General features: G+C 50.7%; 15 protein-coding genes. 7 read left to right on the top strand and 8 right to left on the bottom strand.

Features of this window, described 5'->3' with window-relative positions; genetic code table 11:
- Window positions 1-183: 183 nt before the first annotated feature.
- Window positions 184-1,089, bottom strand: a complete 906-nt coding sequence (locus C813_RS38410; protein WP_017456069.1) for a flagellin N-terminal helical domain-containing protein — start codon at window positions 1,087-1,089, stop codon at window positions 184-186.
- A gap of 754 nt (window positions 1,090-1,843) precedes the next feature.
- Between C813_RS38410 and C813_RS38405 the strand changes: the two genes are divergently transcribed.
- The 3 genes from C813_RS38405 (at window position 1,844) to C813_RS38395 (ending at window position 3,812) form a co-directional block, all read left to right on the top strand.
- Complete coding sequence (locus C813_RS38405) at window positions 1,844-2,734, top strand: LysR substrate-binding domain-containing protein (protein ID WP_017456070.1); 891 nt, start codon at window positions 1,844-1,846, stop codon at window positions 2,732-2,734.
- 210 nt (window positions 2,735-2,944) lie between these two features.
- On the top strand, window positions 2,945-3,298 hold the full coding sequence (locus C813_RS38400; RefSeq protein ID WP_017456071.1) for a hypothetical protein: 354 nt from the start codon (window positions 2,945-2,947) through the stop codon (window positions 3,296-3,298).
- Window positions 3,299-3,350: 52 nt separating this feature from the next.
- A complete protein-coding gene (locus C813_RS38395) occupies window positions 3,351-3,812 on the top strand; it encodes a hypothetical protein (protein WP_238593039.1) in 462 nt (153 codons plus the stop codon).
- 118 nt (window positions 3,813-3,930) lie between these two features.
- Here the strand turns inward: C813_RS38395 and C813_RS38390 are convergent, their stop codons facing one another.
- On the bottom strand, window positions 3,931-4,560 hold the full coding sequence (locus tag C813_RS38390) for a glutathione S-transferase family protein (protein WP_025263679.1): 630 nt from the start codon (window positions 4,558-4,560) through the stop codon (window positions 3,931-3,933).
- 336 nt (window positions 4,561-4,896) lie between these two features.
- On the opposite strand from C813_RS38390, the gene dacC reads away from it, so the two are divergent.
- Window positions 4,897-6,099 (top strand): serine-type D-Ala-D-Ala carboxypeptidase, encoded by a 1,203-nt coding sequence (dacC, locus tag C813_RS38385; protein ID WP_017456074.1) that lies wholly within the window; start codon window positions 4,897-4,899, stop codon window positions 6,097-6,099.
- 31 nt (window positions 6,100-6,130) lie between these two features.
- Here the strand turns inward: dacC and deoR are convergent, their stop codons facing one another.
- Together deoR and ybjG are read right to left on the bottom strand one after the other, a co-directional pair.
- Window positions 6,131-6,889: a DNA-binding transcriptional repressor DeoR gene (deoR, locus tag C813_RS38380; protein WP_017456075.1), complete on the bottom strand. Its 759-nt coding sequence runs from the start codon at window positions 6,887-6,889 to the stop codon at window positions 6,131-6,133.
- A 65-nt stretch (window positions 6,890-6,954) separates the two neighbouring features.
- On the bottom strand, window positions 6,955-7,563 hold the full coding sequence (gene ybjG / locus C813_RS38375) for an undecaprenyl-diphosphate phosphatase (RefSeq protein ID WP_017456076.1): 609 nt from the start codon (window positions 7,561-7,563) through the stop codon (window positions 6,955-6,957).
- Window positions 7,564-7,837: 274 nt separating this feature from the next.
- On the opposite strand from ybjG, the gene C813_RS38370 reads away from it, so the two are divergent.
- Window positions 7,838-9,070 (top strand): MFS transporter, encoded by a 1,233-nt coding sequence (locus C813_RS38370; protein ID WP_017456077.1) that lies wholly within the window; start codon window positions 7,838-7,840, stop codon window positions 9,068-9,070.
- Window positions 9,071-9,101: 31 nt separating this feature from the next.
- Here C813_RS38370 and C813_RS38365 read toward each other — a convergent pair whose 3' ends face one another.
- Window positions 9,102-10,304 (bottom strand): MFS transporter, encoded by a 1,203-nt coding sequence (locus C813_RS38365; RefSeq protein ID WP_017456078.1) that lies wholly within the window; start codon window positions 10,302-10,304, stop codon window positions 9,102-9,104.
- 79 nt (window positions 10,305-10,383) lie between these two features.
- Here C813_RS38365 and C813_RS38360 point away from each other — a divergent pair, with 79 nt between their 5' ends.
- Window positions 10,384-10,926 carry a TetR/AcrR family transcriptional regulator gene (locus tag C813_RS38360; protein ID WP_017456079.1) on the top strand — a complete coding sequence of 181 codons (543 nt, stop codon included), beginning with the start codon at window positions 10,384-10,386 and terminating at the stop codon, window positions 10,924-10,926.
- Here the strand turns inward: C813_RS38360 and C813_RS38355 are convergent.
- Together C813_RS38355 and C813_RS38350 are read right to left on the bottom strand one after the other, a co-directional pair.
- Window positions 10,897-11,643, bottom strand: a complete 747-nt coding sequence (locus C813_RS38355) for a 2-phosphosulfolactate phosphatase (RefSeq protein WP_017456080.1) — start codon at window positions 11,641-11,643, stop codon at window positions 10,897-10,899. The two genes, C813_RS38360 and C813_RS38355, sit on opposite strands and share 30 nt — an antisense overlap.
- 11 nt (window positions 11,644-11,654) lie before the next feature.
- A complete protein-coding gene (locus tag C813_RS38350) occupies window positions 11,655-11,873 on the bottom strand; it encodes a DUF7661 family protein (RefSeq protein WP_017456081.1) in 219 nt (72 codons plus the stop codon).
- A 373-nt stretch (window positions 11,874-12,246) separates the two neighbouring features.
- Here C813_RS38350 and C813_RS47555 point away from each other — a divergent pair, with 373 nt between their 5' ends.
- Window positions 12,247-12,462, top strand: a complete 216-nt coding sequence (locus tag C813_RS47555) for a hypothetical protein (protein WP_238593038.1) — start codon at window positions 12,247-12,249, stop codon at window positions 12,460-12,462.
- Here the strand turns inward: C813_RS47555 and C813_RS38340 are convergent.
- On the bottom strand, window positions 12,459-13,121 hold the full coding sequence (locus C813_RS38340) for a hypothetical protein (protein ID WP_017456083.1): 663 nt from the start codon (window positions 13,119-13,121) through the stop codon (window positions 12,459-12,461). The two genes, C813_RS47555 and C813_RS38340, sit on opposite strands and share 4 nt — an antisense overlap.
- Between the last annotated feature and the right edge of the window lie 380 nt (window positions 13,122-13,501).

Below are 13,501 nucleotides of genomic sequence, written 5' to 3'. Positions count from 1 at the left end.
TCGCATAAAAAACGCATTCCTTTCAATAAAAAAATCCCGCAATGCCATCAACATATGCGGGATAAAAAAGAAAAATAAATTCGTTATGCTCAATGAAGCCCGCCCTCATGACAAAGCGGGTGTTAGTCAAGGAATTACATCTTTGAAATCCGCTCTGAAGGAGGTAAGCGGATTTCACACCACTTAACGCAGCAGGGACAGCATGGTTTGAGGAACCTGGTTAGCCTGCGCCAGTACGGAGCTACCAGCTTGTTGCAGGATCTGCGAACGGGACATGTTAGAAACTTCTGTCGCGTAGTCAGAATCCTGAATACGGCTGCGCGCTGCCGACAGGTTGTTCGTCGTATTGTTCAGGTTGGAAATCGTTGATTCAAAACGGTTCTGGGAAGCACCGAGCAGGCTGCGTTCAGTATCCACGGCTTTGATGGCTTTATCCAGATCGGCCAGCGGATTACCGTCGGTGGTGCCGCCGGAGCTGACAACGCCCTGCAGCACGTCGAAACCATGCGCGTCAGTAGAACGTGCGCTGCCGTTGACGATCTGGCCTGTTGTTGCGGCCGTTGCACCGGTGGTGTTGTAGAGGTTGAATGCGTCGCTGCTGCTCACGGTAATGCTGATGGTTTCACCATCTTTCGCGCCAACCTGGAAATTATACTGGCTGTCGCCCGAGCCGGTATTCAGCACTTTCAGGCCGTTAAAGTCGGTCTGGGTGGTAATACGGTTGATCTCTTCCATACGCTGGTTAACTTCCGCCTGGATGGAGTCGACATCGGATGCTGAGTTGGAGCCATTCTGCGCCTGCACAGTCAGGTCGCGAATACGCTGCAGGTTATTATTCACTTCGCTCAGTGCGCCTTCGGTGGTCTGCGCCAGTGAAATGCCGTCATTCGCGTTACGCACCGCAACGGAAAGGCCATTAATATTTGACGTGAAACGGTTAGCAATTGCCTGACCAGCCGCATCATCTTTTGCGCTATTAATACGCAGGCCGGATGACAAACGCTCAATAGACGTTCCTAAAGAAGACTGAGATTTGCTCAGGTTATTTTGGGTCATTAAAGACAAGGTGTTGGTATTAATAACGGCCATTTCATTTCTCCAGAAATAAAGAATTAATCTATCAGTATTGCCCAATATCGCTGGGCGAAATGGATATCGTCCGCAGGGAATAAAACTTTAAATTTAAATGCCTAATAGTTTATTTTTATAAATGAAACGATTTAATGCGATGATTTTATGGCTAATAGTGGTTGTAAATATATTTTAATTGCCGCTGGAATATTCTATCTTAATAATATTTATAGGTATGCCCGATCATAATTCCGGATAGGTTGTCGATAAATAAGAATAACCGTACCAACTTGTTTTAGTATTGCTAAACTATAATTAAGTATTATTGAATGATCTTGGCGAAAAGATTATTTTTTGTAAGTTTAAAGCAGGTAAATTCGCTTTTCCTGACGCAAGGATGCTGTTAGGCTGATATTTAAATAGGTTGTTGTCTTCGACGTTATTTGTCTGAAAAGGTTAAATGTTGCCCATTGTGTGGGTACTAAAAGCAAATTCTTACATTATTGCATCGTTGCATCCTATTAAACGGTTGACGATATGAATTAACAATTAAAGTTTTGTGCCAGATTTTCGATTACTGATAAGAAAGAATACAGCGTTGTTTATATAACAAATAACTGAATAGTTGTGCCGAAAATGGCACTTAAATTAAATTTAGCACGAAAAATCACGCATCAGTCGCGGTTGTGTTTGCTACCCTGGCTGAAATATAAAAGGCTTATGTTGTGTGATGTTTTTGTGTTTTTTGTCTGCACACGGGAGAGTTGGCTTTATGAGAACGCAAGATTTGGAATACTTCGTCGCGTTGATAAAACATATGAATTTTCAGAAGGCGGCTGAGGAGTGCGATGTTTCTCAACCCACCCTGAGCATTCAAATCAAAAAACTGGAAGAGGAATTAGGCATTCCACTACTGCATCGTAAAGGCAAAGGGTTTAGCCTGTCGCCGATCGGTTTGCATTTGTTGCCGCTGATTGAAAATATTCTTCGTGAGGTACATAACCTGCATGAATTAGCCCAGCGGCTGCGTTTTCAGCCGGTTGGCGTTATCAATATTGGTGTCACCCCGACGCTTGGTTCCTATATATATGAAGATCTGTTCAGCGCCTTCAAAGAAAAATTCCCGGATAATGAGATCAAGCTCCATGAAGTCAGCGAAGATAATTTACTGAATATGTTAGGAAAAGGGCAATTACAGTTGGGATTACTGATTGGGCCTATTGATAACGATAACTTCCTTGAAGCTCAGCTCTATGAAGAGCAATTTGTCCTGGGCGTAAACAACAGCCATCCGCTGTCTCAACAAGAAGTGATTGATCTCAATGAGTTGAAAAAACATAAGCTCATTATGACCACATCGATGCCAGAACATCTCAATCTTGAACCTGGCAGCGAGGAGATACTCAACCATGCACGGAGTATTTCAAACGATCTGGAAACCATCAGATATATGGTAAAACATTCGGATAATGTCTCCTTTTTCCCGAAACTTTCAACGCTTGGTAACGAACACAATAGTATTAAATATATTAATATCAAAGATAATAATTTATCGCGCCGGGTTTTTATGATGGTGCGTGAAGGCGATATTATGAAGGAAAAATATTATAGTTTTGGCAGCGATGTCGGTGGCCGAATTAACGCAAGGCTGAATACGTTGTAGTGATTTTATTGTCTTAATTAAACGGTAATCACGGCGACATGATCGCTGGCTATAAAAATATGTTGAGATACAAACATTACGTTTTTGATAAGTGTTTGTCTCTCAGCAGTAGTGCTGGGTCTTTTTAGAATGTGTCTTTTTTATCGCGCTTAATCGTCAATAAAACGCCGGGTGTAGACGCTGGCAAATTTATGATGTCAGAGGTGACTCATGTTTCTTAACTCAAAATATACCAACGTTCATCGATCGCTACTTGCCATTATCAAACTTGCATTGAATGAGCATGCATTTGAAAACAAAAGGACAGATGCCTGCGTTGCGCTGAAAAAATTGATGGCCCTGTATAATGAGCTTCGCGATGAACTGACGCTGCAGCCATATCCGCCAGAGTTGACCGATTTTTTATTTACCTATGAGTGTGCGTTGATAACATTGGATGATTATTTAAATTCCAGCTCCCCCAGAGAAATGAGTAACGCCATTAGCACCTGCTTTCAATATATAGAAACCGTCCCGGTATTGCTTCGGCGTGTTTCGGTTCAGTACCGCATGCAAGCCATGTGAAAAATAATTATTTAGCAGTAACGAAAATCTTATATCACTTTACGAGATGGGTATGATGGATAATATCGCCACTGAGCAGTTGGGTCTTTCATTAGAACGGGCTAATTTTTTAAAGAAAAGATCACAATCATTTCTGTCGGTCGCCAGACAATCTGGCTTAGCCGGTCACGCTTTTACTCAGCGGGATGACGCGCTGAGTGATGATCATGCTGCGGTAATTTCGGGTATAGAGTGTGGCGAAGAGGTGGCGCTTTTGCAGGAGAGTTTGCAAAATATCGATTTTGCTATCCATAAACTCGACGCGATAAATAATGACGAAGTGGCCGAACCTGACGTGATGCCGTTTTATCAGGATGCAATCGAACTCCTTGATGAGGCAGAAGCGCTGCTGGAGGAGTGCTGTGAAGTAGATCTGATGGACTACGCAATGGATGAGATCGAGTGGGATGAAAGTAGCCTGGCTCCTTTAGAAGACGACCCGCTGTTTGCGGATGGCGAGGGTGATGAGGAGTAACCTCTCTGCGCCTGGACGCGAGACCGGCGAATTGCCGCGTGGGAGGACCGGATGGCGCCGGACGCATTTTACCATCAACAGCAGGTGATAATGCCAGCGCCACCGGTCAAAAAAATACTCAGGTTACCGGGATCATTACCGCGTTTTTGAAGCCGGGGCGTTCGCACAATTGCGCATACCAGCGTTGCAGGTTGGCGTGCGGTGCCCAGCGTAATCCGGGAATGTTGTAAAGGTTATAGATAAACGGAGCGACGGCAATATCCCCGCAGCCAAACGCTTCCCCGGAAAGCCACGCCTGTTTTGCCAGCACATCGTCGAGCAGCGCGAACAGCTCATCCAGCGCGTTTTTATTGGCTTCAATCGCGGCGTTGTCACGCTGTTCCGGCGCGGTGCGCACCAGTCCCTGTAATAGTGGGCCATGTTTTGGCGAAAGGGTGCTCAGCGCCCAGTCCATCCACTTTTCCCCTTGCGCACGCTCAGCAGGGGATTCCACCCACAAACGGCCCTGGCCGTACTGCGCCGCCAGATAACGCACGATGGTGTTGGATTCCCACAGCACCACATCGGTTTCATCATCACGCAGCAGCGGCACCAGACCATTCGGGTTCATTGCCAGATACTCAGGCTCATGGTTCACGCCGAATTCTCTGCCCGCCAGAATATGCTGGTACGGTAATTCCAGCTCTTCCAGCAGCCAGCGAACTTTTTTGACATTAGTCGAGTTATTTCTGCCCCATAGCGTTATCATTTTTACCTCAGTGGTGTGAATGAGTGTCGGTGTGACATTCATCGTGTGCCAATCTCCGTCATTCTTCAAGTTGCAGATGCGCGGGTTTTGTTACCGGTTCCTTCGTAAGCGTCGCTCCTTCGGTGCCAGCGCAAGCACGGCTCAACGCGCAAGGTGCAACTCGAATTATTCAGGGGATAAATATTCAGCACAAACGGCACGCACCACGCGGTTATTGCGTAAACTTTAAAAACTTTACCCAGTGACGGTTTTTTTCGTTCCGTTTGTGCGCTATTACTGACCGTTTGTTGCGGCACGGTGTTGTGACGTTTTTGAATGGATACTCGGGTGGCCCCTATGACGCATTTCTCTTTATCCCTTCGCAGCCTGGTTGCGGGCTCTGCGCTGTTGATGCTTTTCTCCCCTTCGTTGTACGCGGTGGAACAAACGCCGGGTGCGCCTACCGTCGATGCGAGGGCGTGGATCCTGATGGATTACGCCAGCGGTAAGGTGCTGGCAGAAGGCAACGCTGACGAGAAGCTTGATCCTGCCAGCCTCACGAAGCTGATGACCAGCTATGTAGTTGGCCAGGCGTTGAAAGCCGGAAAAATTCATCTCACTGATACAGTGACCGTCGGCAAAGACGCCTGGGCGACCGGTAACCCGGCGCTGCGTGGTTCCTCGCTGATGTTCCTGAAACCCGGCGACCAGGTTTCCGTTGCCGATCTCAACAAAGGCGTGATTATCCAGTCCGGCAACGATGCCAGTATCGCTATCGCAGATTTCGTGGCGGGCAGCCAGGACTCATTCGTAAGCCTGATGAACAGCTATGCGCAAAAACTCGGCCTGACCAATACCACCTTTAAAACGGTGCACGGCCTGGATGCGCCGGGGCAGTTCAGCACCGCGCGCGATATGGCGCTGCTCGGCAAGGCACTGATTCATGATGTGCCGGATGAGTATGCCATTCATAAAGAAAAAGAGTTCACCTTCAATAAAATCCGCCAGCCGAACCGTAACCGGTTGCTGTGGAACACCGGCATGAACGTGGATGGCATGAAAACCGGCACCACCGATGGCGCGGGTTACAACCTGGTGGCCTCGGCGACGCAAGGTGATATGCGCCTGATTTCCGTAGTGCTGGGGGCGAAAACGGACCGCATCCGCTTTAATGAGTCGGAAAAATTGCTTACCTGGGGTTTCCGTTTCTTCGACACGGTCACGCCTATTAAACCTGACGCGACATTTGTCAGCCAGCGCGTGTGGTTTGGCGATGAGAGTGAAGCGAAACTTGGCGCGGGTGAAGCAGGATCTATCACCATTCCTAAGGGGCAACTGAATAACCTGAAAGCCAGCTACACCTTAACGCAGCCGGAACTGCAGGCTCCGCTGACCAAAGGTCAGGTGGTGGGCACCATCGATTTTCAGTTGAACGGTAAAACGATTGAGCAACGCCCGCTGGTGGTGATGGAAGCGGTGAAAGAGGCCGGTTTCATTGGCCGGATGTGGGATTTTGTGTTGCTGAAATTTCATCAGTGGTTTGGCGGCTGGTTCTCCTGATACAACCTCGACCGTGCCCAGCCGGGCACGGTCAATAGAGCAACGTTAACTGGTGTTTTTTTGCTTCGTTCTCCAGCGCCTCGTCGGGGCGACAATCACTGACCAGCACATCAAAGCGGCTCAATGGCCCCATGCAGGCCGAACGCACTTTGCCGAACTTGCTGTGATCCACCACCAGAACGTGGTATTGCGCGCAGGCCATCGCCCAGTGTTTTACCGGCAACTCTTCCAGATTAAAACAGGTCGCGCCTTGCTCGGCATGCACGCCCGCCGCCGAATAAAAGGCGATATCCGGGCGCAGATTATTCAGCGTTTCGTTGAAATTCAATGGTTTGAAAATGGCGTTACTGGCGTGAAACTCACCACCACTGAGAATGGCGCGACACTGCGGTTTTTCCTGTAATGCCAGAAAGGTATTCAGCGAGTAACAGACGCCGGTGAAGGGCAGATCGTCCGCAATGGCTTCAATGATCCATGGCGTGGTGGTGCCACAATCGAAAAAGGCCATCTGATGTGCTTTAAGTAGCCCGGCGGCAAGTTTTGCCGCGTGGCGCTTCTCTTCTACCAGACGATTTTTTTGGTCGCTTAACAGATAATGGCTGGCGGAGCGCGGCTCCAGGACGATGTAACCGCCCAGCAGCACGACCGGCGCGCTGTTGGCGCTGAGATCGCGGCGAATGGTCATTTCAGATACGCCAAGCAGCGTCGCCGCCTCTTTCAGGTGCAGTTTATCGCTGCGCTTGAGCGCCGCCAGCAGCTGGCCTATCCGTTCGTCGCGTCTTGTTTCCATAATTCCCCTGAATAAAAGAAAGCCCTGCATTGAGCAGGGCGTTCATATTACCTTTGCCTCAGGGCTTAGTCACGTACCCAGCCGCGGCGAATCAGCATGGCGAAACAGGCTCGATAGAGTTGTTGCACACTGTGGTAGAGCGCCGGGCCAAAGCCTTGCCAGAGGATTTGCGCCGACAAACAGCCGCCGATACCCACCAGCAGCGCGCCGAGCATATCCAGCGGCCAGTGCACGCCAAGATAAACGCGTGACCACGCGATGGTCAGACCGATGACCATCAACAGCGCGCCCGACCACAAACGGTGCCAGGCAAGGAAAGCGACCGCAAAGGTGAAGATCACCGTGCCGTGATCGCTCGGGAAAGAACTATCCGGCGCGTGGTGCAGGAAGTTGTAGCCCACGCGATCGGCAAAGGGGCGATCGTGCGGGAAAAAATGCCCCAGCAACGCCGAACAGCAGAGACTGACCAGCATTGCCAGCGTGACTTTTATCACCAGTTGGCGTTGCGCATTCACTTGCTCGCGTGGACCCCATAACCAGAGGCCAACCGCCAGCAGCGGCACAATGCTGATCAAATCGCTGGCGGCAAAATCGGCAAACGCAATCAGCCAGCGCGGAGAGTCTGGCGTGGCGTTAATCCAGTAAAAGAGGGTGTAATTCAGGCTCTCTAACATACGCTTGTTACTCTTTGATGAAATAAGCAAAATTGACGCGAAAGCGCCCACCATAAAAGCGGCATGGTCAACGGTAAAGGGGTTTTGTCTTACTCATCTGAGAGTTAGACGATTCCTGGAGCGTACCACTGAGGGCGTATCTTACGGCTGCGCACTTAAGTGAACCTTAAACGAACTGAAATGTGCTTTATTTAATCTGTGACAGAAAATTTCCTATCGCTGCATAGCGGCATTGATTACACTCTGCGCGATTTTTCATAGATGAAGAGATTGCATGCAAAACCATACCTTAACGAGCCAACGTCTGGGACGACGGGCGCTACTGTTTCCCCTCTGCCTGGTGCTTTACGAATTCTCTACCTATATCGCCAACGATATGATCCAGCCCGGCATGCTGGCCGTGGTGGAGCAGTACAACGCCGGTATTGAGTGGGTGCCAACGTCAATGACCGCTTACCTTGCGGGCGGCATGTTTTTGCAGTGGCTGCTAGGGCCGCTGTCGGATCGCATTGGCCGTCGCCCGGTGATGCTAACCGGCGTGGTGTGGTTTATCGTTACTTGCCTGGCAACACTGCTGGCACAGGACATTGAGCAGTTCACGCTACTGCGGTTTTTGCAGGGTATTAGTTTGTGCTTTATTGGCGCGGTCGGTTACGCGGCAATCCAGGAATCTTTCGAAGAAGCGGTGTGCATAAAAATCACTGCGCTGATGGCAAACGTGGCGCTGATAGCGCCGCTGCTAGGCCCGTTGGTGGGTGCTGCGTGGGTGCATGCCGCGCCGTGGCAGGGGATGTTTGTGCTGTTCGCGTTGCTGGCGGCATTTGCCTTTTTTGGTCTGCAACGGGCGATGCCGGAGACCGCCACGCGGCTTGGTGAAAAGCTCTCCTTTAAAGCCTTGTGGCGCGACTATGCCGAAGTGATGAAGAACCTGCGTTTTGTCGCCGGGGCGCTGGCGACAGGTTTTGTCAGCCTGCCTTTGCTGGCGTGGATTGCCCAGTCGCCGATTATCATCATCAGCGGTGAGCAGTTGAGCAGCTATGAGTATGGCCTGTTGCAGGTGCCGATTTTTGGCGCGCTGATTATCGGTAACCTGGTGCTGGCGCGGCTTACTTCCCGGCGCACCGTGCGCGCGCTGATCATTATGGGTGGCTGGCCAATCGCGGCCGGGTTGCTGCTGGCAGCTGTCGCGACTGTTGCCTCTTCGCATGCTTACTTATGGATGACCGCCGGGCTGAGCCTGTACGCCTTTGGTATTGGGCTGGCAAATGCCGGGCTGGTGCGTCTGACCTTGTTTGCCAGCGAGATGAGTAAAGGCACCGTTTCGGCGGCAATGGGCATGTTACAGATGTTTATTTTTACCGTCGGTATCGAAATCAGTAAACACGCCTGGCTGAGCGGCGGCAATGGCTTGTTCAGCCTCTTCAACCTGGCTAACGGCGTGCTGTGGCTGGGCTTAATGGTGGTGTTTCTGCGTGATAAACGGGTGGGGAATTCGCTGGAAGGATAGGGCGGCGCTTATCAACAGCGCCGCCGCGCAATCAGCAGGTTTCAGCCTGGGTTTCCGGGGCCGGTTTGGCGACCGCGCGGGCAACCACGGCGGCAATCACCACCAGCCCCATCACCACCAGCATGGCGCTACGCAGGCCGTAGTGCTCGCCGAGAAAACCGAGCAGCGGCGGGCCGACGAGAAACGCCAGGTAGCCGGTAGTGGCGACCACGCTGACGCGGGTTGCCGCGTCCGGGCCGGTATCGCTGGCGGCGGAAATGGTCAGCGGGAAGCCGAGCGAGGCACCAAGCCCCCACAAAATCACCGAGAAGCCCGCCACCCAGGCACTATCAACGAAGATAATCAGTCCGATGCCCAGCGCACCCATCAACGCGCTGGCGCGCACTACTGTGACGCGGCTGTAACGGTCAATAAACCAGCCGCCGGCAAATCGCCCGACGGTCATTCCAAGGGTAAAACCGGTGTAGATAAGCGATCCGGACGTCGGGCTAAAGCCGTGCCCGTCCACCATCAATAGCGGCAGCCAGTCGTTGGCGGAACCTTCGGCAAATGCCATTGCGAGCACCACCACGCCAATCAGCAACAGTTGAGTATCACGCCAGAACGGCTGCCTTTTTTCCCCGCGCGCTTTCTCCTCGGCGGAGTCTTTGCCGGTGCCATGCGGAATGGCAGAAATCGCCAGTATGATGGGAACAATCGCCACCAGTGCCGCCGCCAGAATGTGCCAGTTGGCCGCCAGGCCAATAGCGGTAACGCTCATACCAATGCCTGCGCCGACCAGCGTGCCGAAGCTGTAAAAACCGTGCATCATTGGCAGCACGGTTTTGCCCATCTCACGCTCGACTTCCGCACCTTCTATGTTCATTGCCACTTCGCCCGCACCCAGACTGCCACCAAAAAGAGCCAGGCCGATGGCAAATAACAGCGGAGACGCCAGCCACAATGCGATACTCAGCACCATCATGCCGATGACGCTGAACGACATACTGGCGCGGATCACTTTTCGTGCGCCAAAGCGCTTTACCAGCCAGCCGGAGGAGAGAATGCCGCTCATCGAACCGACCGACAGGCCAAACAGCACCACGCCCATTTCCGCGGTGGAGACCGATAAAATATCGCGGATTGCTGGCGTTCGTGTGGCCCATGACGCCATTAATAGCCCCGGTATAAAGAAGAAGGTAAACAGCGCCCACAAGCGATGTTGCAGGGCTTTTCGCGATGCATTTTCAGTCATATTTTCACTGTGAAAAAGAAAAGATAAGACAACACTAGCAAGGAAGTGTACATTTGTACATAAATGAGTGAGAGGATCTATGGCCCGAAGACCCAACGACCCGCAGCGACGTGACCGCATTCTGCAAGCGACGCTGGATACCATTGCCGCACATGGGATTCAGGCGGTGACGCACCGTAAAATCGCCTGCTGTGCTGATGTGCCGCTGGGCTCAATGACCTATTACTTTTCCGGTATCGATGCGTTGTTAGAAGAGGCTTTCAGCTTGTTTACCCGCCAGATGTCGGCGCAATACGCCGCTTTCTTCGACGGTGTTGACAGTCAGGCAAAAGCCTGTGAGGCGCTAACCGAGCTGATTTACAGCGCTCAGGTGACCACCACGCGCAATATGGAACTGATGTATCAGTTGTATGCGTTTATGAACCGCCAGCCTACGCTGAAAAATGTGATGCAAGACTGGATGCGCACCAGCCAGACCACGCTGGAGCGCTGGTTCGAACCGATGACGGCACGTGCGCTGGATGCGTTTATCGAAGGGATGACGCTGCATTTTGTGGTCGATCGCGAGCCGCTGAGCCGCGAAGCCATTCGCTTAATGATCGGGCGTCTCGCCGGACAGTGAGCGATACGCGTTGTCGATTAATGCACAGGCGCGATGGCTTGCGTCAAGAGCAAGACACAATTCTACGTCTGCTGAAAAACCCCGTGCGTGGAGTTCGTTAGCGGACGCGCAGTGACGGAGATCGCTGAATTCGCTGTCATGAAAGGCAGCCTTTGCTGCTTGTGCTTCGGGCGATAGCTTACGCGCACCAAGTGCGGCGATAATGGCACCCGCAGCCAGATAATCCTCCACCGCCGGGCGCAGGCTGCCATCCGGCCAGCGTTCCCCGGCCGGGATCAGCAAAATACGCTCAAAACCTGCACAAGCCTTCGCAGTTGCCAGTCGGTTGCGAAAACACCCGCTAAATACTGCGCCGCCGCAGTCGCGTGCTTTAAACGAAAGGGTGGAACCGTTAGGCGAGGGGAGCACCAGCCGGTGTCCGGCGGGAATAGGCAATAGCGAGGCGGGCGAGAGCGTGTATTTGCCTCCGGCAAAGGTGCGGTTGAAGCTGGCAACATCGGCATGGTTTTCCTGCGCGTAGCGCTGCGCGCTGGCATCTTTCCACGGCCACGGGTAAATCAGCGCCTGGTTATCGGTGGCGATGCTAACGCACGTGGAGAATGACATCACGTCGACAATCACCACACAATCGGCTTCCCGCGCCAGGTGCTCCGCTGCAGCTAAACCCCACTCCAGCCGTACATCGAACGGCCTTTGGCTGTACCACTGTGCACACATTTTCTGCTCCTTTATTCCACGCGAAAAACATCGGGATGTTTTTCCGTTGCGGCCTCATGGAAAATATCCCCCAGCCAACCGGGGATCTCTGCTTCGCTTAATTCACCAGGAATAATGATGTTATAAAGCCGCGAATGCTTGCCTTCGCTTTTGTCCACGCGGAACACCTGCCAGTCATCCGCCACGCGCTTCACACCAATATAACGACCAAAAACGTTGTAAATCAGCATTAGGGGGCTCCTTGCAGTATCGGGTGATGGTTAAAAAGAGCACAATGAAGAACAAGGCGCTGGCGATCGCTTTAGTATTAATGCAAAAATAGGAAATTCAAACAACCTGTTGAAAAGGAATAGAATGTTGTTAAACACCGTAATGTGGCTGATATCCGCGGCAGCGTTTTTTGCCTGGATCTTTGGGATCACTTTAAAAAATACCTTTGCCACAAATGCGAAACATTTTGGCCTTTTTCTGCTGGTGCATCTGATATTAAGTGGTGCCGCCATTATGCTGAAAAAGCACGGCGTTGCGGGTGTTAGCAGAGACTCCGGTCCGTGGGTGTTTACCGGTCTCAGGTTGTTTTTGAAGTGTTATATGGCGTTTGCAATGATCATAACGGTGAGTTTTTTCCTTGCGCTTATCAGCAAAGGTGCGCAACAGATGACACACTTCCATAAAACTTATAACGCCGCCAATCTGCACCGCAACCCGCTTAAATTCTACCTGCGCCGTGAATCGGGGATTGTATGGGGCTACGGGCTCTGCTTTTTAGCGGGGGGTGTTTATGCGCTGTGGGCGATATGGTTTCGCGTGGTGTTCTAAGACGTTCTTGGCTGCGATTGTTCAACCGTCGCTTTTTTGTCGATATCGACAGATATTTTATGCGCGGCGTATAAACAGAATAGAATAATAATAAGATGCCCTAACTTTATCCCTCGCTGACTATTCATAATGGAAAAGAGTACAGCATTGTTGCGTTTTAATATGAAATAACACCATACATTGGCAAATAAGAAAATGAATAATACCGTTAATACAAAAGCGATTTGCATAAGGCTTTTATAGGTCACTTGAGGTTCTCTGTAAAAGAGAATCGCGAACGCCATTAATGATATTGTCAGTAACGCTGTAGAAACCCCGCTGGACCACAGCAGCAGATCGCTGGTCACTTTGCGCAGTGCTGCGCCAAGCTTGCCTCGCAGGGTCTCCATTCCCCAGGTATCGGGTTTCATGGCTTCCATATCTTTCATGAAAAAGGATACCGGGGCAATAATAAATAACACCATCCAGCCGTAATTAAGTTGCGGCATACTTTTATCTAAAAAACTAAGCAGATATTTTGCGACATCAAAATTCGCCGTTTTTCCTGCAATATAAAATGAAATAATGGAGATAACGCACCACATGCCGATTTTATAAAAAACATCGCGGTATAATGATTTTTTTAACCAGCTTTCGAGTCTATTTTCTTCCGCTTTCATCGTTTTCCCGTTATAGCGAGTAGAGCTGTTTCGGCATCGATATTACCAAATCTGCATTGCTTCGCCAGAGTCAGAGGAAAGGCGAAACACAGGCTTCTTATCGGTTCAAACCGATCAGGGCAATGAAAAAAGGCAACAAAAAACCCATTTATGTAAATGGGTTTTCAAAAACAACGACTTGTATAAAAATCAATGAATTAGGTTTGTGATGAGGAGGGGCAACTAAGGGGTAATGCCAACCTCTGCCGCCACTTTGTCGCCATTAAGTAGATTAGGGTATGCTATCAATTTGAAGGCTACTCAGACATTAGCTAAAGTAAGCTGGTCATATCTCACCTTCGATGCAACATCGCAGCATCGAACATTTTTTCAGTGGTGTA

The sequence above is a fragment of the Kosakonia sacchari SP1 genome (assembly GCF_000300455.3).
Lineage (GTDB): Bacteria > Pseudomonadota > Gammaproteobacteria > Enterobacterales > Enterobacteriaceae > Kosakonia > Kosakonia sacchari.
Note: the sequence above shows the minus strand (reverse complement) of the source record. Positions and strands in the feature narration are given on the sequence as shown.

Coding starts and splice junctions, on each gene's coding strand:
- C813_RS38410 (WP_017456069.1), bottom strand. CDS start 1,089: ATGGCCGTTATTAATACCAACACCTTGTCTTTAATGACCCAAAATAAC.
- C813_RS38405 (WP_017456070.1), top strand. CDS start 1,844: ATGAGAACGCAAGATTTGGAATACTTCGTCGCGTTGATAAAACATATG.
- C813_RS38400 (WP_017456071.1), top strand. CDS start 2,945: ATGTTTCTTAACTCAAAATATACCAACGTTCATCGATCGCTACTTGCC.
- C813_RS38395 (WP_238593039.1), top strand. CDS start 3,351: ATGATGGATAATATCGCCACTGAGCAGTTGGGTCTTTCATTAGAACGG.
- C813_RS38390 (WP_025263679.1), bottom strand. CDS start 4,560: ATGATAACGCTATGGGGCAGAAATAACTCGACTAATGTCAAAAAAGTT.
- dacC (WP_017456074.1), top strand. CDS start 4,897: ATGACGCATTTCTCTTTATCCCTTCGCAGCCTGGTTGCGGGCTCTGCG.
- deoR (WP_017456075.1), bottom strand. CDS start 6,889: ATGGAAACAAGACGCGACGAACGGATAGGCCAGCTGCTGGCGGCGCTC.
- ybjG (WP_017456076.1), bottom strand. CDS start 7,563: ATGTTAGAGAGCCTGAATTACACCCTCTTTTACTGGATTAACGCCACG.
- C813_RS38370 (WP_017456077.1), top strand. CDS start 7,838: ATGCAAAACCATACCTTAACGAGCCAACGTCTGGGACGACGGGCGCTA.
- C813_RS38365 (WP_017456078.1), bottom strand. CDS start 10,304: ATGACTGAAAATGCATCGCGAAAAGCCCTGCAACATCGCTTGTGGGCG.
- C813_RS38360 (WP_017456079.1), top strand. CDS start 10,384: ATGGCCCGAAGACCCAACGACCCGCAGCGACGTGACCGCATTCTGCAA.
- C813_RS38355 (WP_017456080.1), bottom strand. CDS start 11,643: ATGTGTGCACAGTGGTACAGCCAAAGGCCGTTCGATGTACGGCTGGAG.
- C813_RS38350 (WP_017456081.1), bottom strand. CDS start 11,873: ATGCTGATTTACAACGTTTTTGGTCGTTATATTGGTGTGAAGCGCGTG.
- C813_RS47555 (WP_238593038.1), top strand. CDS start 12,247: ATGATCATAACGGTGAGTTTTTTCCTTGCGCTTATCAGCAAAGGTGCG.
- C813_RS38340 (WP_017456083.1), bottom strand. CDS start 13,121: ATGAAAGCGGAAGAAAATAGACTCGAAAGCTGGTTAAAAAAATCATTA.